This window comes from Citrobacter sp. Cpo032, from assembly GCF_030332975.1.
Lineage (GTDB): Bacteria > Pseudomonadota > Gammaproteobacteria > Enterobacterales > Enterobacteriaceae > Citrobacter > Citrobacter portucalensis.
Genome location: NZ_JAOWGU010000050.1, coordinates 39679 through 62425, shown reverse-complemented (window position 1 = coordinate 62425; position 22747 = coordinate 39679). Strand labels below are relative to the sequence as shown.

Genomic DNA, 22747 nt, shown 5'->3' with positions numbered 1-22747 from the left:
TTAGTTGACAACTGGTCAGCTAACGAACAGAAGGTTACTGCAAAAACAGTTCACGCAGATAGTGTGGCACGGCATCGTCGGCATTAAGACCAATGACTTCCAGTTCCGGGTGCAGATCCTTCAGGCGCTGGTGGGCGTTGCCCATGATGCAGCCTTTACCTGCCATGGAGAGCATTTCCGCATCGTTCATCCCATCGCCAAAGGCGATGCAGTCTTTCAGGCTGTAGCCCATCGCTTTTGCTACCGCTTCCAGCGCATGACCTTTCGATACGCCGCCAGCCATGACTTCCAGACAGGTAAGCGTAGAGAAGCTGACGTTGACGCGATCGCCCCAGCGGGCGTTGATCGCCTGCTCCAGCGGCAGTAGCCTTTCGTGAGAGTCGGTGGTGAAGAACACTTTGCTGACGCCCTCAGGCTCCAGTAATGCAGGTTCAAACAGTGAATAGTTAAACACCGCTTCTTTGAAGAAACGCATTTCGTCCGGACGATGGCGATTCATAAACCACTCATCATCACGATATACGTTGGTCACGATGTCCGGGTTTGCATTCACTACGCCAAACAGGTCGCTGGCAATATCGCGATCCAGGTTATGGGAAAACACCAGATTCCCGTCAGAATCATGCACGCGCGCGCCGTTGGACGTGATCATGTAGGTTTTAATGCCGAGGTTATCGCGAATTTGCCCCACATCAACATGATGACGGCCAGTCGCAAACACGAAGTTAACGCCGCGAGCGGTCAATAACTTCAGCGTCTCTTTGGCATAAGGGGACAGAGTATGGTCGGGAGAAAGCAGCGTACCGTCTAAATCAGACGCAACAACCTGATACATAAGAAAATTCAACCTCTAGGCAAAGCGGGTTCCGCTGGATGAGTTATGCTTGTCGAAAAATTCGACAATAGCGTTAAGCGCGACTGAGCGCATGGCGTCCTTTTCAAAAAGGATCTCATGGTACGCGCCTTTGATGACAAGCGGCTGCCCCCCTTCTACAGGATGGCCTGCTGCGGCGCGGAGTTCACAAAAACGATCGTGCATGCGGTTATCTACCACACGCTCTTCTTCAGCCTGAATCAGCAGCGTCGGCGTCGCATCATCCCCGGCGCCAGCCAAAACCTGTTCGCCAGCCAGAATCCCTTCACGTACCCAGTGATAGGTGGGACCGCCAACGCGCAACCGCGGCTCATCAGCATAAAAGCGTAGATTGCGCCGATAGCGCTGTCGACTATGGGTTAACGCATTCATACCGAACGGCAGCGCCCGCCAGCGCCCGGTTCCCATCGCATAGCCTTCGCGGATCCGCGGATGCCCTTCGGCCCAGTCCAGTATATGGCGCACCATCCAGTCGGGAAAGCGCATCACAATACCAAACATCGGTGCGCAAAGCGCGATGGCATCACACTGATTCGGGTGGCGTTGCAGGAATAACGTGGCAATCGCCCCGCCCATTGAATGCGCCAGGATATAGCGTTTTCTCCACGGGCCGGGTAGCACTTCCTGCTGCCAGAAGGCGGTTAGATCGTCGACATAATCATTAAAGTTATCGACATGACCGCGGTGCGGATCCGAAAGCATACGCCCGGAACGCCCCTGGCCACGGTGATCGATAATGAGAACGTCAAAACCAGAATGAAACAGGTCATACGCCAGTTCAGCGTATTTCACGTAACTTTCAATGCGTCCAGGACAGACGACGATGACGCGATCGTTTTTTTCTGCATGAAAACGAACAAAATGTACGGGAATATCATCCACGCCCGTAAATTCCGCTTCTTCCCGCTGACGCCAGAAATCTGTCAGTGGCCCCATGGAAAAAGCAGCAAACGCGTTTTCTCTTGTTTCCCAGTCTTTTTGCTGCTGAAACATCGGGTATCCAGCCTCGCTGACCAAGTAAAATCGTTTTTTTCGCCGTCACTGACACAACCTAACGGCAGTAGCGTATTGTGGCATAATAATAGACAATCCGGGAGTTTCTCATGACCTTTGAATGGTGGTTCGCTTACCTGCTGACCTCTATTATTTTGAGCTTGTCCCCAGGCTCTGGCGCTATCAATACCATGACCACCGCCATCAGCCACGGATATCGCGGTGCCAGCGCGTCGATTGCGGGTTTGCAGACCGGGTTGGGTATTCATATCGTTCTGGTTGGCGTAGGACTGGGAACGCTATTTTCACGTTCGGTGATCGCATTTGAGGTGCTGAAGTGGGCGGGAGCGGCCTATCTGATTTGGCTGGGTATTCAGCAATGGCGCGCGGCGGGTGCTATCGATCTGAATACCATGGCGAATACGCAATCGCGCAGCCGGCTGTTCAAACGCGCGGTCTTTGTTAATCTGACCAATCCTAAGAGCATAGTTTTCCTTGCCGCTCTGTTCCCGCAGTTTATCCTGCCGCAAGAACCGCAGTTGATGCAGTACGTGGTGCTTGGCGTCACGACCATCGTGGTCGATATCATTGTGATGATCGGTTACGCGACGTTGGCCACGCGCATTGCTGGCTGGATTAAAGGGCCAAAGCAAATGAAGGCGCTCAACAAAGTGTTTGGCTCGCTGTTTATGCTGATAGGCGCCCTGCTGGCATCGGCAAGGCATGCGTGATGTGAGTGCCGGATGGCGCTAGCGCTTATCCGGCCTGCTGGTAAATTAGCGCGAAATAATCAGATGGATACCGAAGCCTGCGAACAGCGCGCCGGCAAAACCATCAATCCACTTCGCCAGACGCTGATAGCCACGACGCATTTTCGGGAGCGCAAACAGGCTGGCGACCACGGTAAACCACGCCAACGTTTCCACGATAATCAGAGCAAAGATCCCCCAACGCGCGCCCGTTCCCACGTTGTCGCCAACGAACAATGAGAAGACGGAGCCAAAATAGATAATGGCTTTAGGGTTCGCCAGGTTGGTCAGCAGACCTTTCAAAAAGCTGCGTCCGCTCTGCGCCAGCTCCACCTGCGGAGTGGGCGCTGCAACATCCTGTTTTTTAAACGCGCCGCGCAGCATCTGATAACCCATCCAGCACAGATACAGCCCCCCGCCTACCATAATAATGGTATGCAGCCAGGCCATTTTTTCGATAATCAGATGCAGGCCGAGCAGTGCCACGCCAGCCCAGACCATGACGCCGCAGGTAATGCCCAGCACGCCCATCATAGCTTCTTTGCGCGAACGGCTAACCGCAGTTTGAGAAACAAAAAAGAAATCGGGACCGGGGCTCATCAGCGCAACGATATGCACCAACGCAACGGTGAAAAATAGCGTTAACATAAAAATGACTCGCGGGGGAATAGTTCAGTGAGTCACCATCCTGGCACTTTTTTGCCCGGCTGACTACTCTTCGTCGTCACCATCAACGTGTGCGCGAATAAGCGCCATAAACTCTTTACCGAAACGCTCAAGTTTCCGCATCCCCACACCGTTGACGCTTAGCATTTCACTCGGTGAAACCGGCATCTGCTCCGCCATTTCAATCAGCGTGGCGTCGTTGAACACCACGTACGGCGGAATGTTCTCTTCGTCGGCAATGGCTTTACGCAGCTTACGCAATTTGGCGAACAGTTTGCGGTCGTAGTTACCACCGAAGGATTTCTGCATCGCACGCGGTTTCAGCGCCACAATACGTGGTACAGCAAGCTGTAACGCAACGTCACCGCGCAACACCGGACGCGCGGCTTCTGTTAGCTGTAACGCGGAGTGATGAGCAATATTCTGCGTCACCAGGCCCAGGTGAATAAGCTGGCGAATAACGCTCACCCAGTGTTCGTGGCTTTGCTCGCGACCAATGCCATAGACCGGCAGTTTGTCATGAGCCAGTTCGCGAATACGCTGGTTATTCGCTCCGCGCAGCACTTCCACGACGTACCCCATGCCGAAGCGTTGGTTAACACGGTAAATCGTCGACAGCGCTTTGCGCGCATCCATAAGTCCGTCGTACTGTTTTGGCGGGTCGAGACAGATATCGCAGTTACCGCAAGGCTCCTGACGCCCTTCGCCAAAATAGTTCAGCAGCACCAGACGACGACAGGTCTGCGCCTCGGCAAACGCCCCCATCGCATTGAGCTTATGACGCTCGATATCCAGTAGTTGCCCAGCGGGTTTCTCTTCGAGGCAACGGCGTAGCCATGCCATATCAGCCGGATCGTAAAACAGCATGGCTTCCGCCGGCAGGCCATCACGCCCGGCGCGGCCGGTTTCCTGGTAATAGGATTCGATATTGCGCGGAATATCGAAATGCACCACGAAGCGTACGTTAGGTTTGTTGATCCCCATACCGAACGCCACGGTCGCCACTACGATTTGCAGGTCATCACGCTGGAATTTCTCCTGCACCTCGGCGCGTACAGCGTTTTCCAGCCCGGCATGATAAGCCCCGGCGCTGATGCCACGGCTTTGCAGACGCGCGGCGGTGTCTTCGACTTTGGCGCGACTGTTACAATAGATAATGCCAGACTTACCGCGCTGCTCTTGCACGTAGCGCATCAGCTGATCGAGCGGCTTAAACTTCTCCATCAGCATGTAGCGAATGTTCGGGCGGTCAAAGCTGCTGATCTGAATTAACGGATCGTTCAGTCCCAGCAGACGCACAATGTCCAGTCGGGTTGTCTCATCCGCGGTCGCGGTCAGCGCCACAAACGGCAGCGTCGGGAAACGCTGACGTAACTGGCCCAGCGCAGCGTACTCGGGGCGGAAATCATGCCCCCACTGCGAAATACAGTGCGCTTCATCAACCGCCAGCAGCACCGGATTCCAGTGCGCCAGATGCTCAAGGAAGTTATCCAGCATCAGGCGTTCGGGCGCAATATACAGTAAGCGAATCTGCCCGCTGCGGCAGCCCGCCATCACCTCAAGCTGCTGTTCACGACTTTGAGTAGAATTCAGGCACGCCGCCGCCACGCCGTTGGCTAGCAGTTGATCGACCTGATCTTTCATCAGGGAAATCAGCGGGGAAACAACAACGGTGAGTCCGTTTAGCAATAATGCGGGAATTTGATAGCACAGGGATTTACCGCCGCCGGTCGGCATAACGACCAGGCAGTCGCGACCAGAGAGCACGGTATCAATGATTTCTTCCTGACCGGGGCGAAACTGTTGGTAGCCAAAGGTTTCCTGCAAAACCTGTTTAGCGCCCATTTCCAGATTCAACACTTCCGCCTGCGCCACATTAACCCCATTCGCCCGAAATAAAAACAGGCGCTATTTTCAGCGCCTGAGAGAGAAACTGCAATGATTAAAATACTCTCAATACTTATCAGAAGATATCGTTGAGCATCACGCCCACACCAACACGCGTCTGATTGAAGTTGTAGTCAATCAGCGATTCGCCGTAACCACTGTAGACCTGAGTGTATAGACGCACATGCTTCGTGATAGGATAACTGGCCCCCAGCTCTGCGCCGCCGTAGCCGGTATTCCAGTTGTACTGGCCTTTCACGCTGATAACCGCGTCCCCCAGGTGATACCCCATTTTCAGCTGATAGTAACCCATGTATTTAGTGATATCAGGGTTATCGTCGGTGCTACCAATCACGTACCACGGCTTAACTTCCACCAGCCAGTTACCATTTTCAGCCATCAGACGGGTATAAAGACGGTTCCAGCTACGTGACGTGGGATCGGAACGGCCGTTGGAGTCATGGTTATAACCCATTTCGACATCACGAAGCGTCCAACCGGCAAAGCGATAGTCGGTGGCGAAACCGAGGAACAATTGCGGTTCGTAGTTGGTTTCGCGAAACGGTGAAGACTCTTCACTGTTCGAAAGCTGCCACCAGGACTTCTGGGTATAGGAACCGCCAAGTACCGAGTTTGGGCCTAATATCCCGCGCCAGAGCGGAAACGCCAGGCTTAGCTGAAACTTAACTTCATCTTTGCGCGCATTTTCGGACCAGCTATAACTGCTGATCGCCTCTTTGTTCATGTCGCTGGTATTGGTGTAAATAAGATAGTTGGTGTCATAAGGATAAAGCGTGAAAGGGTTGTCATGTTCCTGCAGCATATTGGCGATAATACTGCCACGAACCGCCGGTGCATCATGAATCTCTTTCACTGTCGCTTCCTGCGCATACGCGGTCAACGGCAGCATAATTGCTGGTAGTAACCATCCCAGAATCGCCCGCATCGGTAATGTTCTCCTGAACCAAAATATTGATGAATTGTATAATTATCTGGCAAGTATTCTACATACTTAGCTAGTTCCTCGTTAGTTATCCCGTCCCAAAGTAGAAAACAACAAATAATAAGCATAATATCAACATTTCATTAACCATCAAGATGTAGGGATCGTATGTCTGCCGTACTTACTGCTGAGGAAGCGCTGAAGTTAGTGGGTGAAATGTTTGTCTATCATATGCCGTTTAACCGGGCGCTGGGACTGGAGCTCGAACGCTATGAGAAAGAATTTGCTCAATTAGCCTTTAATAACCAACCGATGATGGTCGGCAACTGGGCGCAAAGCATTCTGCATGGCGGCGTGATCGCCTCAGCGCTGGACGTCGCCGCCGGGCTGGTATGCGTTGGGAGTACGCTGACCCGCCATGAAACGATCAGCGAGGACGAACTGCGTCAGCGGATGTCACGCATGGGTACAATCGATTTGCGTGTTGATTATCTGCGCCCCGGAAGAGGGAATCGCTTTACCGCCACCAGTAGCCTGCTGCGGGCGGGTAATAAAGTCGCTGTTGCGCGCGTGGAATTGCATAACGAAGAACAGCTTTATATTGCCAGCGCAACCGCCACTTATATGGTGGGGTAAGTGCCTAAAAAAAGGTAAACTGCTGTTACATTTCTGCAATGAGTTTTCCCAATGGATGCTAAACAAACGCGGCAGGGCGTACTACTCGCTCTTGCTGCTTATTTTATTTGGGGTATCGCTCCCGCCTACTTCAAGCTGATTTACTATGTTCCGGCGGATGAGATCCTGACGCACCGCGTCATCTGGTCATTTTTCTTTATGGTGGTACTGATGAGCATCAGCCGCCAGTGGTCAGGCGTCAAAACGCTGCTACAAACGCCAAAGAAGATCTTCCTGCTGGCGCTCTCTGCAGTGCTCATCGGCGGAAACTGGCTGCTGTTCATTTGGGCGGTCAATAATCACCATATGCTGGAAGCCAGCCTCGGCTATTTTATTAACCCACTGGTGAATATTGTGCTGGGAATGCTATTCCTCGGTGAGCGCTTTCGTCGCATGCAGTGGCTGGCGGTACTGTTAGCCGCCTGCGGCGTGCTGGTACAGCTGTGGACCTTCGGATCGCTGCCAATAATCGCGCTGGGACTGGCGTTCAGCTTTGCGTTCTATGGGCTGGTGCGCAAGAAGATTGCCGTCGAAGCACAAACCGGCATGCTGATCGAAACCCTGTGGCTTTTACCTGTCGCCGCCATCTATCTGTTTGGCATTGCGGACAGCTCAACCAGCCATATGGGGCAAAACCCCATCTCGCTCAACCTGCTGCTGATTGCCGCGGGTGTCGTGACCACTATTCCGCTGCTGTGCTTTACCGGCGCGGCAACCCGCCTGCGTCTGTCAACGCTGGGATTCTTCCAGTATATCGGGCCTACGCTGATGTTCCTGCTGGCCGTCACCTTCTATGGTGAAGTTCCGGGAACGGATAAAATGGTCACGTTTGCGTTTATCTGGGTGGCACTGGCGATTTTCGTGATGGATGCGATTTATACGCAACGACGGGTTCGTCGGAGCTAGGGGAGTGCCGGATGGCGCTTCGCTTATCCGGCCTACAAAAGCACATCGCCGTAGGCCGGATAAAGTACAGTGATTACAGCCAGTTCTTGCGCTTAAAGTACAGATACGGCGCCAGTCCCGCGAGCATCATAAAGACAATCGCGCCCGGGTAACCGAAGCTCCAGTGCAATTCCGGCATAAACTCAAAGTTCATCCCGTAGCTGGAAGCCACCAGCGTCGGCGGCAGGAATACCACAGAAACCACCGAGAAGATCTTGATGATGCGGTTCTGCTCGATGTTGATAAAGCCCATCGCCGCCTGCATCAGGAAGTTAACCTTCTGGAACAGCGATTCATTATGAGGCAGCAGGGATTCGATATCGCGCAGGATCTCACGCGCCTGCTCCAGCTGACTGCCCGGCAAACGCGCTTTACGTACCAGGAAGTTCAGCGCGCGCTGGGTATCCATCAGACACAGACGTACTTTCCAGCCGATATCTTCCAGTTCCGCCAACGTCGACAGCGCTTCGTCATACTCATCGCCCTGACGCCCTTCCATGATCACACGGCTGAGTTTTTCCAGGTCGCTGTAGATGTTTTCGATTTCATCTGCCAGCTGTTCAATTTTGGTTTCGAACAGGTCGAGCAACAGCTCGTAGGCGTTGCCATCCACCATAGCCTGGTTACGCGCACGCATGCGGTACAGGCGGAAGGCCGGCAGTTCGCGCTCGCGCAGAGTAAACAGGCGGCCTTCGCGAATGGTAAATGCGACGGTTGAGTTACCCGCGTGATCGTCGGCGTCTTCGTAAAAGAAGAAGGAGTGGATGTGCAGACCGTCTTCGTCTTCAAAAAAACGTGCGGATGCTTCGATGTCTTCCAGTTCAGGGCGCGTAGCCAGATTCTGGCCCAAGTCCTTTTGCACACGGTTTCGTTCTTCGTCATCCGGCTCGACTAAATCGACCCAAACCGAACTGGCCAGGTGCTCGATCTCGTCTGCCTCAAGGCGAGTTAAACGATTGTTTTCCAGTTGAAATGCGCTCAGCATGACCGGGACTCCCAATGCAAAAAATTATCGGACAGTTCGGAGGGCACACAGAAACAAATTGGGTTTCAGACCATTAAACAGCCTGACTCAGCGCGACGGGAAAAAACAGAAGGTCGCTGACAACCGCGAAGGCTATCAGCAAAAAGGGATAGCCTTAGGAGTTGATCCTGGATGACAGGATAATGAGCCAGTATCTACTGGGTGTGTCCAAGGCGAATGTCCTCTTAGCGTAATCGTGCGCGCATGTTACGCCAGCAAAATTTTGACGTCAACACGCAACGGATGGCGAAAAAGTAATAATTTCCCCTTATACAGAAAGGTTAGCAGAGGGGAATTATTTATCTATGATTTCAGAATATTAACCGACAGATAGCCGGATGGCGGCTTCGCCTTATCCGGCCTACAAATCAAAATATTACGTTCCGCGTAGGCCTGATAAGCGCAGCGACATCAGGCGATCATACCGTTTCCAGTCTGGCGTAGGCGGCAACCAGCCATTTGATCCCCTGCCCCTGGAACGCGACCTGCAAACGACTGTGTTCGCCGCTTCCTTCCAGGTTGACGATAGTGCCCTCGCCAAATTTAGCGTGGCGCACTCGCTGGCCGAGCTTATAGCCGGTATCATTTTCCGCCATTGGCGTACCCATCCGCTGATGGCTCACCGGTCGGCTGACAGTGGCGCGCAGGCGAACCTCTTCAACGCACGCTTCCGGCAGTTCGCCGATAAAGCGCGACGGACGATGGTAAACCTCTTTGCCGTACAGACGACGCGTTTCGGCGTAGGTCAGCGTCAGCTTTTGCATCGCGCGGGTCACACCTACGTAAGCCAGACGGCGCTCTTCTTCGAGGCGACCACCTTCGTCCAGCGACATCTGGCTGGGGAACATACCTTCTTCCATCCCCACGATAAACACCTGCGGGAACTCCAGACCTTTCGCCGAGTGCAGCGTCATCAGCTGTACCGCATCCTGCCAGGTATCCGCCTGCCCTTCGCCCGCTTCCAGCGCGGCGTGAGACAGGAACGCCTGCAGCGGCATTAAGTCTTCGTCTTCTTCGTTGTAGCTGAACTGGCGCGTTGCCGTCACCAGTTCGTCTAAGTTTTCGATACGCGTCTGGCCTTTCTCGCCTTTTTCCTGCTCGTACATCATGCGCAGGCCGGAGTCTTTAATCACCCGGTCAGTCTGCACGTGCAGCGGCATATCGGCGGTCTCCTGCGCCAGTGCGTCAATCAGCTCCATAAAGCGCTGTAAGGCGCTGGCGGCGCGACCCGCGAGGGCTTTTTCCTGCAACAGCTCACGACAGGCCTGCCACAACGTTAGCTGGCGGTCACGGGAGGTCTGACGCACCACATCTAAAGTACGATCGCCAATCCCGCGGGTGGGTGTATTCACCACACGTTCAAATGCGGCGTCGTCATTGCGGTTGGCGATCAGGCGCAGGTAAGAGAGCGCATCTTTGATTTCCTGGCGTTCGAAGAAACGCATCCCGCCATAAATCCGATACGGCATGCTGGCCTGTAACAACGCCTCTTCCAGTACGCGCGACTGGGCGTTGCTGCGATACAGAATGGCGCATTGCTCCAGCGCACCACCGTTGTCCTGCCAGGTTTTGATGCGATTGACCACGAAGCGCGCTTCATCGAGTTCGTTGAACGCGCAATACAGCGAGATCGGTTCGCCGTCGACGCCATCGGTCCACAGCTTTTTACCCAGACGCCCGTTGTTGTTTTCAATCAGGGCGTTGGCCGCGCTGAGGATATTGTTAGTCGAGCGGTAGTTCTGCTCCAGGCGAATAGTTTCTGCGCCGGGGAAATCAGTGAGGAAGCGCTGGATGTTCTCCACCTGCGCTCCGCGCCAGCCATAGATCGACTGATCGTCATCGCCGACGATCATTACCTTGCCGGTATCGCCCGCCAGCAGGCGGATCCACGCGTACTGAATGTTGTTGGTATCCTGAAATTCGTCCACCAGGATATTGGTAAAACGTTCGCGGTAGTGCTGCAGGATATGCGGTTTGTTGAGCCACAGCTCGTGGGCGCGCAGCAGCAGCTCGGCGAAATCCACCAGCCCCGCGCGGTCACACGCTTCCTGGTAAGCCTGATACACTTTCTGCCAGGTTTGCTCAACCGGGTTGCCGTAGCTTTGCAGATGATGCGGACGCAGCCCTTCGTCTTTCTGGCTGTTGATGAACCACATCGCCTGACGCGGCGGCCACTGCTTCTCATCAAGGTTCATCGCCTTGATCAGACGCTTGAGCAAACGCAGTTGGTCTTCACTGTCGAGGATCTGAAAATCCTGCGGCAGGTTCGCATCCATATGGTGCGCGCGCAGCAGACGGTGGGCCAGACCGTGGAATGTCCCCACCCACATACCGCCCTGGCTGGTTCCCATGATCTGGCCGATACGGTGGCGCATTTCCGCCGCCGCTTTGTTGGTAAAGGTCACCGCCATAATGGAGTACGGCGAGTTGTTCTCAACCGTCAGTAACCAGGCGATACGGTGCACCAGCACGCGCGTTTTACCACTCCCCGCGCCTGCCAGAACCAGCATGTTGCTGCGTGGCGCGGCCACCGCTTCACGCTGTTTATCATTAAGGCTGTCGAGCAGGTAAGAAACGTCCATTGGCACCGCCGCGTAAAAGTAGGTAAGGCGGATAAGCGTAGCGCCATCCGCCAAAAAGCTGGGTATATATACAGAGTTCTGCTGGTGATTATATCAGCGAGGTCAGAGATGCCAACTGTGAAATTTCGATATGCGGCAGCAAACGACTGTCTGCGGTTTGCATCAGGTCGGCATTTTCCGGTTTGATCCAGCAGGCCTGCATACCACAACGGATGGCGCCCGCGACGTCCGTCGTCAGGTCATCACCCACGTGCAGAATCTCACCCACAGGCATTTTCAGTTTTTCCGCCGCCAAGGTGTACATGTCGCTAAAGGGTTTTGATCGCCCGTCGGGACCGGCGCGCAGCACAAACTCAAAGTAATCACCCAGGCCAAACAGTTCCGGCTGCGCGTTACCGTTGGTGATCGCCACCAGCGGCCATTTGCGAGCCAGCGCCTTCAGCGTGTCATGCGTCGTCTGCGGGACTTCAATGCGGCTACGCCATTTGGCAAAATTCATCATCGCCGCATTCGCCCCCATTCTGGCTTCTGCCGCTGACAACCCCGCCTCCAGCATAGCGCGCTCTACGGCGCGGTGACGCCATTGGGTAACGTCGTGATAGATTTCCGGCTCAGCGTCGCGAACGGCCTGACGTAAGCGCTGTAGGTCGCTATTTTGCAGCGAATTCAACGCCGGGTGGTAATTCTGTACAAACGCGAGCGCTTCCTGCTCGGTGCGTTTGATAACGGGACGGTTATCGTAAAGGGTGTCATCAAGGTCAAAGGTGAGCGCAGAAATGCGCCCCAAAGGCCGGTAAAAACGCATTATTTCCCCCGTTTGGCGCGCGGATGCGCCGCATCGTACACTGAAGCCAGGTGTTGAAAATCAAGATGGGTATAAATTTGGGTCGTGGAGAGATTGGCATGCCCCAATAACTCCTGCACTCCGCGCAGATCGCCGCTCGACTCAAGCATATGCGTCGCAAAGGAGTGACGCAATTTGTGGGGATGTACGTGGCTGTTCAGCCCCTGCTTGATACCCCATTCAGCAAATCGTTTCTGCACGTTACGCGCCGAGATACGTTTGCCCAGTTTGGACAGAAATAGCGCATCGTCATCGCTGCCAAATAGCCCGCGTAGATCCAGCCAGTGCTCAATCCACGCCACCGCGTTGCGGCCAATCGGCAGACGACGCTCTTTACTGCCCTTACCCATCACCCACACTTCGCCGGTGTCGAGGTCGAGATGTTTAATATCCAGCCCAACCAACTCAGATAAACGCAGACCCGCGCCGTACATCACTTCCAGCATTGCTCTATCGCGCACAGCAAGGGGATCGTTGAGATCGATATCCAGCAGACGATTAACATCGTCGACATCGATATTTTTAGGGAGATGACGCGGTGCTTTCGGCGCGGAAACGCTTTTTGCCGGATTAGCTTTCAGCTCGCCCTGATTAACCAGCCAATCGAAGAAACTGCGTAACGCGGAGAGACGCAGTGCCAGACTCGCCGGCCCCAGTCCTTTACGACGGCTGCGAACAGCAAAACTACGTACCATCGCAGCATCACATTGTTGCCAGCTTTGCAGACCGGTCTCTCCGGCTAACGCAATGATGGCATCAAGCTGACGCTGATAATTAAGCAATGTGACCGGGCTAAGCTGACGCTCAACGCCCAGATAGCGCAAAAAGCGCGCCACATCCTGAGAAAGGGGTGAATCGGTCATACGCGTTCAATCCAGCGCTCCAGCAGTTCCGGCAACATCAGCGAGATTTCCTGCAGCAATTGCGTGCCTTGCCCCTGCTGGTAATGATTAACGTCACGGCTGCTAAACAGCATCACGCCCAGAGAGCCATCTTGCCCGAGCATCGACATCGCCACCGAGCCTATGGCTTTCGCCTCCGGCATCATGACCAGCAATTCCGGACCATTGAGCGGCCCAAGATAGTGCTGTGACTGACCCAGACGCTGGATACGCAGCGGTTCAAAAGCCTGACGGCTTAATGCCAGATGGGTGAATTTTGATGGCGCGCCAAGTCGCCAGCGATCCGGGAACAGACGAACCGTCGCTCCGGCCAGCCCTAACTCACGCGCCCAGCGATGAAATCGCATCAGCATGTCGTCAAGACTGCTGGCCGACACCAGCCGCCCTTGCAGATTTAACAGACGATAGAACAGGCTTTCATTGGCGTTGGCTTGTTCCATCAACAACGCCATGTTCTCTTCCAGCACGTTAATATGATTACGTGCCCGCGCCATATGCCATTCCACTAAAGAGACCGTGCCCCGCACTGGGTGCGGAACTCGCATCGCTTCAACGGCCTGGGCATTACGGATAAAAAACTCAGGATTACGTTGCAGGTAATCGACGACCGCCCGGTCGTCCAGCTCCATGAGCGTTTCCTGTAGTTCTTCCCCTGGTTGCTTCATAAGTGAATAAATCCGTCGTAGACATGTGCCGCCGGGCCAGTCATATACAGCGGATGACCCGGACCTTTCCAGGCGATATCAAGTCGACCGCCCGGTAATTCCACCCTCACTTCTTCTGCCAGCAGACCCTGCTGGATACCGACCGCAACGGCAGCGCACGCACCGCTGCCGCAGGCCTGCGTTTCACCCGCGCCGCGCTCATAGACGCGCAGTCGGATATGCTCGCGTTTTACCACCTGCATAAATCCGATATTGGCGCGTTCAGGGAAGCGTTCGTGGCTTTCCAGAACCGGTCCCAGTGTTTCTACCGTGGCCGTATCAACATCATCAACCTGAATCACGCAGTGCGGGTTCCCCATTGAAACCACGCCGCACAATACTGTCTGTTCGGCCGCGCGCATAATATAGGTCTTCTCTGCTTTGTTAGCGCGAAAAGGAACCTGCGAGGGTTCAAAATTGGGTTCGCCCATATTCACCCGCACCAGCTCGTCGTCGGTTACGGTTAATACCATACGACCATTCGCGGTACTGACGCGAATATCACGTTTATTAGTCAGCCCTTTCAGGCGAACAAAACGGGCAAAACAGCGGGCGCCATTGCCACACTGTGACACTTCACTGCCGTCGGCATTAAAAATACGGTAGTGGAAATCCAGCTCCGGATCATACGGAGGCTCAACCACCAGCAGTTGATCAAATCCAACGCCGAGATGTCTGTCGGCCAGGCGGCGGATCAGCTCTGGTGAGAAAAAGACATTCTGCGTTACCGCGTCGACGACCATAAAATCGTTGCCAAGGCCATGCATTTTAGAGAATTGCATCATTCACTCCGTTCACGCGGGTACAGAAATGTAAAATCTATTCCTGCCGTTAGTAATTCACCTGAGAAGGCCCATCACTAATCCCACGATCGTTTTTCTCAGGCGTGGTGGATTGCGATTGCGGCTGAACGCTCTTGGTCGGAGGCGGCGCGGTTTTATCAGCTGGCGGGAAATAGAGCGGGCCTTTTAACCCACAGCCCGTCAGGCTGAACAGAGTAAAAATGACAGCGAGTGGCTTTAACACGTTTTTCATTATGGATTGCCTGTAAAGTTCATGCTTTCTGTTTTCTATCATCGCAGGAGAAGGCGTAAAAGCAAGAGTTTGGCTAAAAACTGCATCGCGATTTATTCCACGTTATACTGCGGGCATCACGAAAAATAGGATAAGAAAATGAACGACAGTGAATTTCATCGCCTTGCTGACACCCTGTGGATGACCATTGAAGAACGTCTGGATGACTGGGATGGCGACAGCGATATCGATTGTGAGATCAACGGCGGCGTGCTGACCATCAGCTTCGAAAACGGCAGCAAAATTATCATTAACCGTCAGGAGCCGCTGCACCAGGTGTGGCTGGCGACCAAACAGGGCGGCTACCACTTTGACCTGAAAGGCGACGAGTGGATCTGCGACCGGAGCGGCGAAACGTTCTGGGATCTGTTGGAACAGGCGGCAACGCAGCAGGCGGGTGAAGAGGTGAGCTTCCGTTGATTTATTTGCCGGATGCGCTTTGCTTATCCGGCCTACTGTAGGCCCGGTAAACATAGCGCCACCGGGCAAGTTAACTCACGAGAAATACTGCTGTAACAGCGGCGTGTCGTTGTCCTGACTGGCTGGCGGGACAGCGCTAATCGGCTGGGTGCGGAACGGAATCACCTGCGCGCGCCCGTCGGTTTTCACAATCTGATAGAACTGCGGCAGGTTAAAGTTGATGAAGCTGGAGCCGTAGGTAAAACGATCGTGCGACGATGAGTAGAAACGGCTGACGTCGCGTACCAACTCCTCTTTGCTACCTTCGCAGTGGTGATACACCTCGGCCCGATTGCTTTCGTCCAGAATGTAGATATTAAAGCCCTGCTCATCACCCGTTTCTTCGAAAAAGAACTGAATAATCCCTTCGCTGGCAAAACCGTCGACCACCGACGGCAGTTTCACATGGTTGGTCTCAACCTGGACGGAAAGCCCGTGCAGTTTGTTATGTGAAATTGCGCCATAGAATTCAATTGCGTTTTCCAGCTTCTGTACCGAAACGTTCAGGCGCTCGAAGAACAATCCCCACGTCTGGCCGGAAACACGCAGCGCTTTGAAACGTCCGGTTTCCTGACGGGTGCTGGAGAGGCGTAATTCGATGCACTCAGACACCAGTTGCTGGACGCGGGTGCGAATTAAACCGCGCAGATGCTGGCTATAGCAGAAGACCTCGACGCTATCTGGCGGCGCGGCATCCTGGTGCATTTTGCCCAGAATCGTTTTTAACGCTTCAATCATCGCCTGCTCGCCGTTGAAGTGCAGCGTACGCACTTCATTCCACGAGTTGCGGTACAGCAGGTCGACGCTTCCTACCAGGCAATTTTGCTCTTCGCCAAAGCTGAAGACGTCCAGCTTACGGAAATCAAAATGTACCACCTGATTACGGAATGCGGCCGTTGGGTCATATTCGAGGTTAACGATAATCGCCAGATGGCGAATTTCGCATGGGCTATAGAGCGCTTTCGGCGTTGGTGCAGGCAGTCGCAGCGGGAAGTGGTGCGACACGTCGGCGACCATTTCCTGCAGCTTCGGCAAATCAACAATGCCGTTGCCCTTAATAAACAAATGCGTACGCGAGGTCAGCAGGCCATTGAACCAGGCCCACGCCACCAGCTTGTTGAGATAGCGGTTATATTCCAGCGGCTGATGACTGATGATCGAGTCCATGTTAGGCGCGCGGTTGTAGAGATACCAACCTGAACGGTTGGCGCGACCCGGCGGTACATGGATAAAGGTCAGATTCGGTTCCGAGAGATCCGGAGATATCTGCGGGTTCACCAGCGTGACTTTACCCGGCAACGCTTCAAACGCGGCATACAGCTTACGGGTCAGCACGCCGATATCCTGCGGGCTGGCGCTGACGCTGAGGTTATTGCGCCGCGCAAAGCGGATCAGGTTACGATAGCTCTGCATCATCGCATCGAGCAGTTCGTTATGTGCTTCGCGTACCTGGTCAATCTTCCAGTTAGCGCGGTTATCCAGCATGGTCAGACGGGCGTCATCCCAGCCCCACTCTTTCACTAACTGACTTAATACTTCACGACGCCAGCCCACGCAGGCGCGCTCACGGCTCAGTTTCTCACACACTTTTAAGTAGAAACATCGACGCACTAAATCCAGGCGCGTCGGATCTTCGATCGCCGTGAGGTACTCGGTAACGCGCTCCAGCATCATGCAGTAAGGATCGAGACCAAAAGAGACGATCTCGCCGTCATGCAGGCGCTGTTTAATATCTTTCGCCAACAGGCGTGGATTTGGGTATTCCCAGGAATAGGCTTCCAGCAGCAGCGTTTTCAGCACCGCTTTGTACGGGGAGTCGATACTCTTGTACAACTGCCAGAGGCTGGCGCCAAAGTACTCTTCGGCGGAAAGCGAACTGAGCCCGCCGAGATCCAGCCATTCGTTTGGCGTTAACACCCCCTGTGCGTAGAGCGTCATGACGTAATCGTCGTAATGCTCTTCTTCGTCGCCCGGCACCATATTCCACAGAATACGTTTACCCGCGAGGCGCACAGCGGTGCGATAGAATTCATCAAGCAACAGGATATGCTGCGTCGAGCCACAGTCTTCACCACCAAGACTGCCGCTTTCATTGTGACGGAAACGGTTTTCATCAATCAGGAAGAAACTGACTTCTACGCCCAGCGAAGCGGCCCAGCTTTCCAGCAGGCTACATTTTCGCTGCAGCAGCTGGCGCTCTTCGCTATCCAGCCAAGATTGATGGCAGACCCAGATATCAAGGTCAGAGGAACAGCTTTGCCCTACCGAAGAGGTGCTACCCATTGAGTAAACGCCGGTGATCGGCAGTTCGCCCTTGGGAGGATCCTGCGGCGACATACCGCGGTACAGTTCCAGTTCGTTCAGGTAGTGGCGTTGGGTTTCATCAGGCGTGTAAAAGCATATGCCTTTGGGAACGTTACCATCGAGGTAACCCGGCATCAGCGGATGGTGGTAGTGCAATAATGTCGGCAGCAGACTGTATACCTGCTGGAAGGCAGGTCCCATGGCAGCAAGCGCGCGATCCACACGCAGTTGATTTATGGCATCCAGTCTCTGTTTCAGAGTCTCAATATAGAGGTACAAGACGTATCGCCTGATGTTGCTATCCGTCATGTTGTCGATTGCCGCGGCGCAAGCGCTCACAATAATCGCCATCAATTCGGATAAACCGTATGTCAAAAATAACCGTTACCTGTTTTTCGCCCATATTTTTTTATGCTGTTCAGCCGAAAAAATGGTCTAAAACGTGATCAATTTAACACCTTGCTCATTGACCGTAAAGAAAGATGCGCTACATACAAGTGTAGCACCGTTCGTTACGTGTAAATTCCTTCATACGGTCGGGAGGTTTCTCGTCATTATTCACTGCCAGTGATGATGCAGCGCCTTTTCCTCTCACTTACGTTTGAGCGTAACGCTGACATCCCTTTGATAAGGATGTTAGGATGGTCAATGATTGATAATGACGGTAACAAGCATGTTAGACAATGTTTTGAGAATTGCCACACGCCAAAGCCCCCTTGCGCTCTGGCAGGCACATTATGTCAAAGACGCCTTAATGGCAAACCACCCCGGTCTGATCGTGGAACTGGTTCCTATGGTAACCCGTGGCGATGTGATCCTTGATACCCCGCTGGCGAAGGTTGGGGGGAAAGGGTTGTTTGTTAAAGAGCTGGAAGTCGCGCTGCTGGAAAAACGCGCCGATATCGCTGTGCATTCCATGAAGGATGTGCCGGTTGAATTCCCTGACGGTCTTGGACTGGTCACCATTTGTGAGCGAGAGGATCCGCGTGATGCTTTCGTCTCAAATAAGTACAACTCGCTGGATGAACTCCCCGCAGGCAGCATCGTCGGGACATCCAGTTTGCGCCGCCAGTGCCAGTTGGCGAAGCGTCGCCCGGATCTCGTCATCCGTTCGCTGCGCGGCAACGTAGGCACGCGCCTCAGCAAACTGGATAACGGCGATTATGACGCCATTATTCTGGCGGTCGCCGGATTAAAACGTTTAGGTCTTGAGTCGCGAGTCCGCACCGCTCTGCCGCCAGAAGTCTCCCTGCCCGCTGTCGGGCAAGGCGCAGTAGGCATAGAATGTCGACTGGATGATATGCGCACTCAGGCGCTGTTAGCGCCGCTCAACCATGAAGAGACCGCGCTACGCGTCAAAGCAGAACGCGCCATGAACACCCGCCTGGAAGGGGGATGTCAGGTACCTATTGGTAGCTATGCCGAAATCATCGACGGTGAGATTTGGCTACGTGCGCTGGTCGGCGCGCCAGACGGTTCACAGATGGTATGCGGAGAACGTCGCGGCGCTACACAAGATGCCGAACAGATGGGCATCTCTCTGGCAGAAGAACTGCTGGAGAACGGTGCGCGCGCCATTCTGGCGGAAGTTTATAACGGAGAAGCCCCCGCATGAGTATTCTGGTCACCCGCCCGTCTCCCGCAGGGGAAGAGTTAGTGAGCCGACTGCGCACACTGGGGCAGGTAGCCTGGAGTTTTCCGCTCATCGAGTTTTCACCTGGTCGGGAACTGGCAACGGTTGCTTCCCGACTGTCGGCGCTGACGGAGAACGATCTGGTCTTCGCTCTCTCGCAGCACGCCGTCACCTTTGCAGATGCCGAGCTTCACCAGCAAGAGAAAAGCTGGCCATCCCTTCCGCGTTATTTTGCCATTGGCCGTACAACGGCGCTGGCGCTGCATACTGTTAGCGGCTTCAATATTCACTACCCTCTGGATCGGGAAATTAGCGAAGTCTTGCTACAATTACCTGAATTACAAAATATTGCGGGAAAACGCGCGCTTATATTACGCGGCAACGGTGGCCGGGAGCTGATAGGTGAAACCCTGACGACACGCGGAGCCGATGTCGATTTTTGTGAATGTTATCAACGCAGTGCAAAACATTACGATGGTGCGGAAGAAGCTATGCGCTGGCAATCCCGTGGCGTAACCACGGTGGTTGTCACCAGCGGAGAGATGCTACAACAGCTCTGGTCGCTCATTCCGCAGTGGTATCGTGAGCACTGGTTACTACGCTGTCGGCTGTTGGTCGTCAGTGAGCGTCTGGCGCACCTCGCCCGGGAACTGGGCTGGCAAGATATTAAGGTCGCTGATAACGCCGACAACGATGCGCTACTACGCGCATTACAATAACTCTCATAATGGGATGCCATAATGACGGAACAAGAAAAATCCTCCGCCGTGGTTGAAGAGACCAGGGAGGCCGTGGAAACCACGTCACAGCCAGTCAATACTGAAAAAAAGAGTAAGAACAGCACGGCGCTGATTCTGAGCGCTGTGGCGATTGCTATTGCGCTGGCTGCAGGCGTTGGGCTGTACGGCTGGGGGAAACAACAGGCAACAACACAAACGGCAACCAGCGATGCGCTGGCGAACCAGCTGACGGCGCTGCAAAAAGCGCAGGAAAGCCAAAAAGCTGAGCTGGAAGGCATTATTAAACAGCAGGCAACACAGCTGGATGAAGCCACTCGCCAGCAGGCCGCGCTGGTCAAACAGCTTGATGAGGTCCAGCAAAAAGTCGCCACCATCTCCGGCAGCGATGCTGGCACATGGCTGCTGGCGCAGGCTGATTTTCTGGTGAAACTGGCCGGTCGTAAATTATGGAGCGATCAGGACGTCACCACCGCCGCGGCGCTGTTGAAAAGCGCCGACGCCAGTCTGGCAGATATGAACGACCCGAGCTTAATTACCGCGCGACGTGCGATTACTGACGACATCGCGAGCCTGTCCGCGGTGACTCAGGTCGACTATGACGGCATTATCCTGAAAGTGAATCAGCTCTCTAATCAGATTGATAACCTGCGTCTGGCCGACAACGACACCGACGATTCTCCAATGGACTCTGACAGCAGCGAGCTTTCCAGTTCGATTAGTGAATGGCGCGTCAATCTGCAAAAAAGCTGGCAGAACTTTATGGACAGCTTTATCACTATTCGCCGTCGTGATGAAACCGCCGTCCCGCTGCTGGCACCGAACCAGGACGTTTACTTACGAGAGAACATCCGTTCTCGTCTGTTAGTGGCCGCACAGGCCGTGCCGCGTCACCAGGAAGAGACATACCGCCAGGCGCTGGAAAATGTCTCCACATGGGTGCGTGCTTACTACGACACCGACGATGCAGCGACCAAAGCGTTCCTTGAAGAAGTAGACCAACTGAGCCAGCAAAGCATCAGTATGGATGTTCCGGAAACGCTGCAGAGCCAGGCTATTCTCGACAAGTTAATGCAGACCCGCGTACGTAATTTACTGGCGCAGCCTGCCACAGCACCGGTAGCAGCAGCGCCAGCGCCTTCGACAGACGCTCCGGCAACCGCGCCGCAAGGAGAATAATGATGCTAAAAGTATTGTTGCTCTTTGTGCTGTTGATCGCCGGGATCGTCGTCGGTCCGATGATAGCTGGTCATCAGGGTTACGTGCTGATCCAGACGGATAACTACAATATCGAAACCAGCGTGACGGGCCTGGTGATCATCCTGATCGTCGCCATGGTCGTCCTGTTTGCGATTGAATGGCTGTTGCGCCGAATCTTCCGCACCGGCGCACATACCCGTGGGTGGTTTGTGGGTCGTAAGCGCCGTCGCGCCCGTAAGCAGACCGAACAGGCCCTACTCAAACTGGCAGAAGGTGACTATCAGCAGGTTGAGAAGCTGATGTCGAAAAATGCCGATCATGCAGAACAGCCGGTAGTGAATTACCTGCTGGCGGCAGAAGCGGCTCAGCAGCGCGGTGACGAAGCGCGCGCCAACCAACACCTTGAGCGTGCTGCCGAACTGGCCGGAAATGATACGATCCCGGTAGAAATCGCTCGCGTTCGCCTGCAACTGGCGCGTAATGAAAATCACGCTGCACGCCACAGCGTAGACAAACTGCTGGAAGTGACGCCGCGCCATCCGGAAGTGCTGCGTCTGGCTGAGCAGGCCTACATACGCACCGGCGCATGGAGTTCCTTGCTGGATATCATCCCATCCATGGCAAAAGCGCATGTGGGTGATGACGAGCACCGCGCCATGCTGGAACAACAGGCATGGGTTGGCTTGATGGATCAAGTCCGCGCCGATCAGGGCAGCGAGGGGCTGCGTGCATGGTGGAAAAACCAGAGCCGTAAAACCCGTCATCAGGTTGCTTTGCAGGTAGCAATGGCTGAACATCTGATTGAGTGTGACGATCACGATACGGCGCAGCAGGTCATCATTGATGGTTTGAAACGTCAGTACGATGACCGCCTGGTGCTGCCGATCCCGCGTCTGAAAACCAATAATCCGGAACAGATAGAAAAAGTGCTGCGCCAGCAGATTAAAGCCGTGGGCGATCGCCCGTTGCTGTGGAGTACGCTGGGTCAGTCGTTAATGAAGCATGGGGAATGGCAGGAAGCTACGCTCGCCTTCCGTGCCGCTCTCAAACAGCGCCCGGATGCCTATGACTACGCCTGGCTTGCTGACGCGCTGGACAGACTGCACCAGCCGGAAGAAGCCGCCACCATGCGCCGTGATGGCCTGATGTTGACGCTGCAGAACAACAATCCCCCGCAGTAACTCCTGAATGCCCGGTGGCGCTTTCGCTTACCGGGCCTACATATTTTTCAATCGTATAAACAAAATCCTTCGAGAAGTCGCTCGAAGGATTTTGTTTATGCATAAAAAAACGCCCGCTCGGTAAGGAGCAGGCGTTAAACAGGTCTGTATGACAACATAAATGGGTGCTTCACTCAACGTTATGTCCATGGTGTTTGATGAGGCCTGAGCGACATCTGTCTGTGGACGATAAGCACCGTAAACGGCTCTGCATCATTCCTGAGTTTATGAGGCCAGATGGCGAACATAAGAGATGGAATGAGCATCTACCCGCATATTATTGCACAACGCATGCCACGATTGCACTGCAAAAACCAGGTATTCGGACTTTT

The 22747-nt window shown here is 54.2% G+C and carries 22 protein-coding genes; 8 read left to right on the top strand and 14 right to left on the bottom strand.

Annotated elements, in window-relative coordinates; all coding sequences use genetic code 11:
• Nucleotides 1-34: 34 nt before the first annotated feature.
• The gene (gene yigL, locus OGY33_RS21090; protein ID WP_008787091.1) at nucleotides 35-835 is read right to left on the bottom strand and encodes a sugar/pyridoxal phosphate phosphatase YigL; all 801 of its coding nucleotides are present in this window, start codon (nucleotides 833-835) and stop codon (nucleotides 35-37) included.
• A gap of 15 nt (nucleotides 836-850) precedes the next feature.
• Nucleotides 851-1867 (bottom strand): lysophospholipase L2, encoded by a 1017-nt coding sequence (gene pldB / locus OGY33_RS21085; RefSeq protein ID WP_003017911.1) that lies wholly within the window; start codon nucleotides 1865-1867, stop codon nucleotides 851-853.
• Nucleotides 1868-1977: 110 nt separating this feature from the next.
• Between pldB and rhtB the strand changes: the two genes are divergently transcribed.
• Nucleotides 1978-2598 carry a homoserine/homoserine lactone efflux protein gene (gene rhtB / locus OGY33_RS21080; protein ID WP_003828938.1) on the top strand — a complete coding sequence of 207 codons (621 nt, stop codon included), beginning with the start codon at nucleotides 1978-1980 and terminating at the stop codon, nucleotides 2596-2598.
• A 45-nt stretch (nucleotides 2599-2643) separates the two neighbouring features.
• On the opposite strand, the gene rhtC is transcribed toward rhtB, so the two are convergent.
• The 3 genes from rhtC to pldA all read right to left on the bottom strand — a co-directional run bounded on the left by rhtC (nucleotide 2644) and on the right by pldA (nucleotide 6115).
• Nucleotides 2644-3264 carry a threonine export protein RhtC gene (rhtC, locus tag OGY33_RS21075; protein WP_003828942.1) on the bottom strand — a complete coding sequence of 207 codons (621 nt, stop codon included), beginning with the start codon at nucleotides 3262-3264 and terminating at the stop codon, nucleotides 2644-2646.
• Nucleotides 3265-3327: 63 nt separating this feature from the next.
• Nucleotides 3328-5157 carry an ATP-dependent DNA helicase RecQ gene (gene recQ, locus OGY33_RS21070; protein WP_008787089.1) on the bottom strand — a complete coding sequence of 610 codons (1830 nt, stop codon included), beginning with the start codon at nucleotides 5155-5157 and terminating at the stop codon, nucleotides 3328-3330.
• A gap of 88 nt (nucleotides 5158-5245) precedes the next feature.
• Nucleotides 5246-6115: a phospholipase A gene (gene pldA / locus OGY33_RS21065; RefSeq protein WP_003828947.1), complete on the bottom strand. Its 870-nt coding sequence runs from the start codon at nucleotides 6113-6115 to the stop codon at nucleotides 5246-5248.
• A 165-nt stretch (nucleotides 6116-6280) separates the two neighbouring features.
• Here pldA and yigI point away from each other — a divergent pair, with 165 nt between their 5' ends.
• A complete protein-coding gene (yigI, locus tag OGY33_RS21060) occupies nucleotides 6281-6748 on the top strand; it encodes an acyl-CoA thioesterase YigI (protein WP_003017917.1) in 468 nt (155 codons plus the stop codon).
• 51 nt (nucleotides 6749-6799) lie between these two features.
• Entirely contained in the window at nucleotides 6800-7693 is an 894-nt protein-coding gene (gene rarD / locus OGY33_RS21055; RefSeq protein WP_048215218.1) for an EamA family transporter RarD, read from the top strand.
• A gap of 73 nt (nucleotides 7694-7766) precedes the next feature.
• Here rarD and corA read toward each other — a convergent pair whose 3' ends face one another.
• The 8 genes from corA to lptM all read right to left on the bottom strand — a co-directional run bounded on the left by corA (nucleotide 7767) and on the right by lptM (nucleotide 14823).
• Nucleotides 7767-8717: a magnesium/cobalt transporter CorA gene (gene corA, locus OGY33_RS21050; RefSeq protein ID WP_003017920.1), complete on the bottom strand. Its 951-nt coding sequence runs from the start codon at nucleotides 8715-8717 to the stop codon at nucleotides 7767-7769.
• Nucleotides 8718-8871: 154 nt separating this feature from the next.
• Nucleotides 8872-8928, bottom strand: a complete 57-nt coding sequence (ysgD, locus tag OGY33_RS21045) for a YsgD/CorL family protein (protein WP_212723238.1) — start codon at nucleotides 8926-8928, stop codon at nucleotides 8872-8874.
• Between the two features lie 247 nt (nucleotides 8929-9175).
• Entirely contained in the window at nucleotides 9176-11338 is a 2163-nt protein-coding gene (gene uvrD, locus OGY33_RS21040) for a DNA helicase II (protein ID WP_003828957.1), read from the bottom strand.
• An 88-nt stretch (nucleotides 11339-11426) separates the two neighbouring features.
• The gene (gene yigB / locus OGY33_RS21035) at nucleotides 11427-12143 is read right to left on the bottom strand and encodes a 5-amino-6-(5-phospho-D-ribitylamino)uracil phosphatase YigB (RefSeq protein WP_079935195.1); all 717 of its coding nucleotides are present in this window, start codon (nucleotides 12141-12143) and stop codon (nucleotides 11427-11429) included.
• On the bottom strand, nucleotides 12143-13045 hold the full coding sequence (xerC, locus tag OGY33_RS21030; RefSeq protein ID WP_103015294.1) for a tyrosine recombinase XerC: 903 nt from the start codon (nucleotides 13043-13045) through the stop codon (nucleotides 12143-12145). Before xerC ends, yigB begins: the two co-directional genes overlap by 1 nt.
• Complete coding sequence (locus tag OGY33_RS21025; protein WP_008787084.1) at nucleotides 13042-13749, bottom strand: DUF484 domain-containing protein; 708 nt, start codon at nucleotides 13747-13749, stop codon at nucleotides 13042-13044. Before OGY33_RS21025 ends, xerC begins: the two co-directional genes overlap by 4 nt.
• Nucleotides 13746-14570 carry a diaminopimelate epimerase gene (gene dapF, locus OGY33_RS21020; RefSeq protein ID WP_003017933.1) on the bottom strand — a complete coding sequence of 275 codons (825 nt, stop codon included), beginning with the start codon at nucleotides 14568-14570 and terminating at the stop codon, nucleotides 13746-13748. Before dapF ends, OGY33_RS21025 begins: the two co-directional genes overlap by 4 nt.
• Nucleotides 14571-14619: 49 nt before the next feature.
• A complete protein-coding gene (lptM, locus tag OGY33_RS21015) occupies nucleotides 14620-14823 on the bottom strand; it encodes an LPS translocon maturation chaperone LptM (protein WP_003017937.1) in 204 nt (67 codons plus the stop codon).
• A 138-nt stretch (nucleotides 14824-14961) separates the two neighbouring features.
• Between lptM and cyaY the strand changes: the two genes are divergently transcribed.
• Nucleotides 14962-15282 (top strand): iron donor protein CyaY, encoded by a 321-nt coding sequence (cyaY, locus tag OGY33_RS21010; RefSeq protein ID WP_003828967.1) that lies wholly within the window; start codon nucleotides 14962-14964, stop codon nucleotides 15280-15282.
• 75 nt (nucleotides 15283-15357) lie between these two features.
• Here the strand turns inward: cyaY and cyaA are convergent, their stop codons facing one another.
• Nucleotides 15358-17904 carry a class I adenylate cyclase gene (cyaA, locus tag OGY33_RS21005; protein WP_032934207.1) on the bottom strand — a complete coding sequence of 849 codons (2547 nt, stop codon included), beginning with the start codon at nucleotides 17902-17904 and terminating at the stop codon, nucleotides 15358-15360.
• A 394-nt stretch (nucleotides 17905-18298) separates the two neighbouring features.
• Between cyaA and hemC the strand changes: the two genes are divergently transcribed.
• Genes hemC through hemY form a run of 4 tightly spaced genes read left to right on the top strand, consistent with a single transcriptional unit; the run spans nucleotide 18299 to nucleotide 22376 of the window.
• Entirely contained in the window at nucleotides 18299-19240 is a 942-nt protein-coding gene (gene hemC / locus OGY33_RS21000) for a hydroxymethylbilane synthase (protein ID WP_003828972.1), read from the top strand.
• Nucleotides 19237-19977: a uroporphyrinogen-III synthase gene (gene hemD / locus OGY33_RS20995; RefSeq protein WP_191238978.1), complete on the top strand. Its 741-nt coding sequence runs from the start codon at nucleotides 19237-19239 to the stop codon at nucleotides 19975-19977. Before hemC ends, hemD begins: the two co-directional genes overlap by 4 nt.
• Nucleotides 19978-19998: 21 nt before the next feature.
• Nucleotides 19999-21174 (top strand): uroporphyrinogen-III C-methyltransferase, encoded by a 1176-nt coding sequence (gene hemX / locus OGY33_RS20990; protein WP_003828975.1) that lies wholly within the window; start codon nucleotides 19999-20001, stop codon nucleotides 21172-21174.
• Nucleotides 21175-21176: 2 nt separating this feature from the next.
• Nucleotides 21177-22376: a protoheme IX biogenesis protein HemY gene (hemY, locus tag OGY33_RS20985; protein ID WP_048215221.1), complete on the top strand. Its 1200-nt coding sequence runs from the start codon at nucleotides 21177-21179 to the stop codon at nucleotides 22374-22376.
• The last annotated feature ends 371 nt before the right edge of the window (nucleotides 22377-22747 follow it).

Bases quoted from the DNA above. Each gene is read 5' to 3' on its own strand.
- yigL (WP_008787091.1), bottom strand. From the start codon at position 835: ATGTATCAGGTTGTTGCGTCTGATTTAGACGGTACGCTGCTTTCTCCC.
- pldB (WP_003017911.1), bottom strand. From the start codon at position 1,867: ATGTTTCAGCAGCAAAAAGACTGGGAAACAAGAGAAAACGCGTTTGCT.
- rhtB (WP_003828938.1), top strand. From the start codon at position 1,978: ATGACCTTTGAATGGTGGTTCGCTTACCTGCTGACCTCTATTATTTTG.
- rhtC (WP_003828942.1), bottom strand. From the start codon at position 3,264: ATGTTAACGCTATTTTTCACCGTTGCGTTGGTGCATATCGTTGCGCTG.
- pldA (WP_003828947.1), bottom strand. From the start codon at position 6,115: ATGCGGGCGATTCTGGGATGGTTACTACCAGCAATTATGCTGCCGTTG.
- yigI (WP_003017917.1), top strand. From the start codon at position 6,281: ATGTCTGCCGTACTTACTGCTGAGGAAGCGCTGAAGTTAGTGGGTGAA.
- rarD (WP_048215218.1), top strand. From the start codon at position 6,800: ATGGATGCTAAACAAACGCGGCAGGGCGTACTACTCGCTCTTGCTGCT.
- corA (WP_003017920.1), bottom strand. From the start codon at position 8,717: ATGCTGAGCGCATTTCAACTGGAAAACAATCGTTTAACTCGCCTTGAG.
- uvrD (WP_003828957.1), bottom strand. From the start codon at position 11,338: ATGGACGTTTCTTACCTGCTCGACAGCCTTAATGATAAACAGCGTGAA.
- yigB (WP_079935195.1), bottom strand. From the start codon at position 12,143: ATGCGTTTTTACCGGCCTTTGGGGCGCATTTCTGCGCTCACCTTTGAC.
- xerC (WP_103015294.1), bottom strand. From the start codon at position 13,045: ATGACCGATTCACCCCTTTCTCAGGATGTGGCGCGCTTTTTGCGCTAT.
- OGY33_RS21025 (WP_008787084.1), bottom strand. From the start codon at position 13,749: ATGAAGCAACCAGGGGAAGAACTACAGGAAACGCTCATGGAGCTGGAC.
- dapF (WP_003017933.1), bottom strand. From the start codon at position 14,570: ATGCAATTCTCTAAAATGCATGGCCTTGGCAACGATTTTATGGTCGTC.
- lptM (WP_003017937.1), bottom strand. From the start codon at position 14,823: ATGAAAAACGTGTTAAAGCCACTCGCTGTCATTTTTACTCTGTTCAGC.
- cyaY (WP_003828967.1), top strand. From the start codon at position 14,962: ATGAACGACAGTGAATTTCATCGCCTTGCTGACACCCTGTGGATGACC.
- hemC (WP_003828972.1), top strand. From the start codon at position 18,299: ATGTTAGACAATGTTTTGAGAATTGCCACACGCCAAAGCCCCCTTGCG.
- hemD (WP_191238978.1), top strand. From the start codon at position 19,237: ATGAGTATTCTGGTCACCCGCCCGTCTCCCGCAGGGGAAGAGTTAGTG.
- hemX (WP_003828975.1), top strand. From the start codon at position 19,999: ATGACGGAACAAGAAAAATCCTCCGCCGTGGTTGAAGAGACCAGGGAG.
- hemY (WP_048215221.1), top strand. From the start codon at position 21,177: ATGCTAAAAGTATTGTTGCTCTTTGTGCTGTTGATCGCCGGGATCGTC.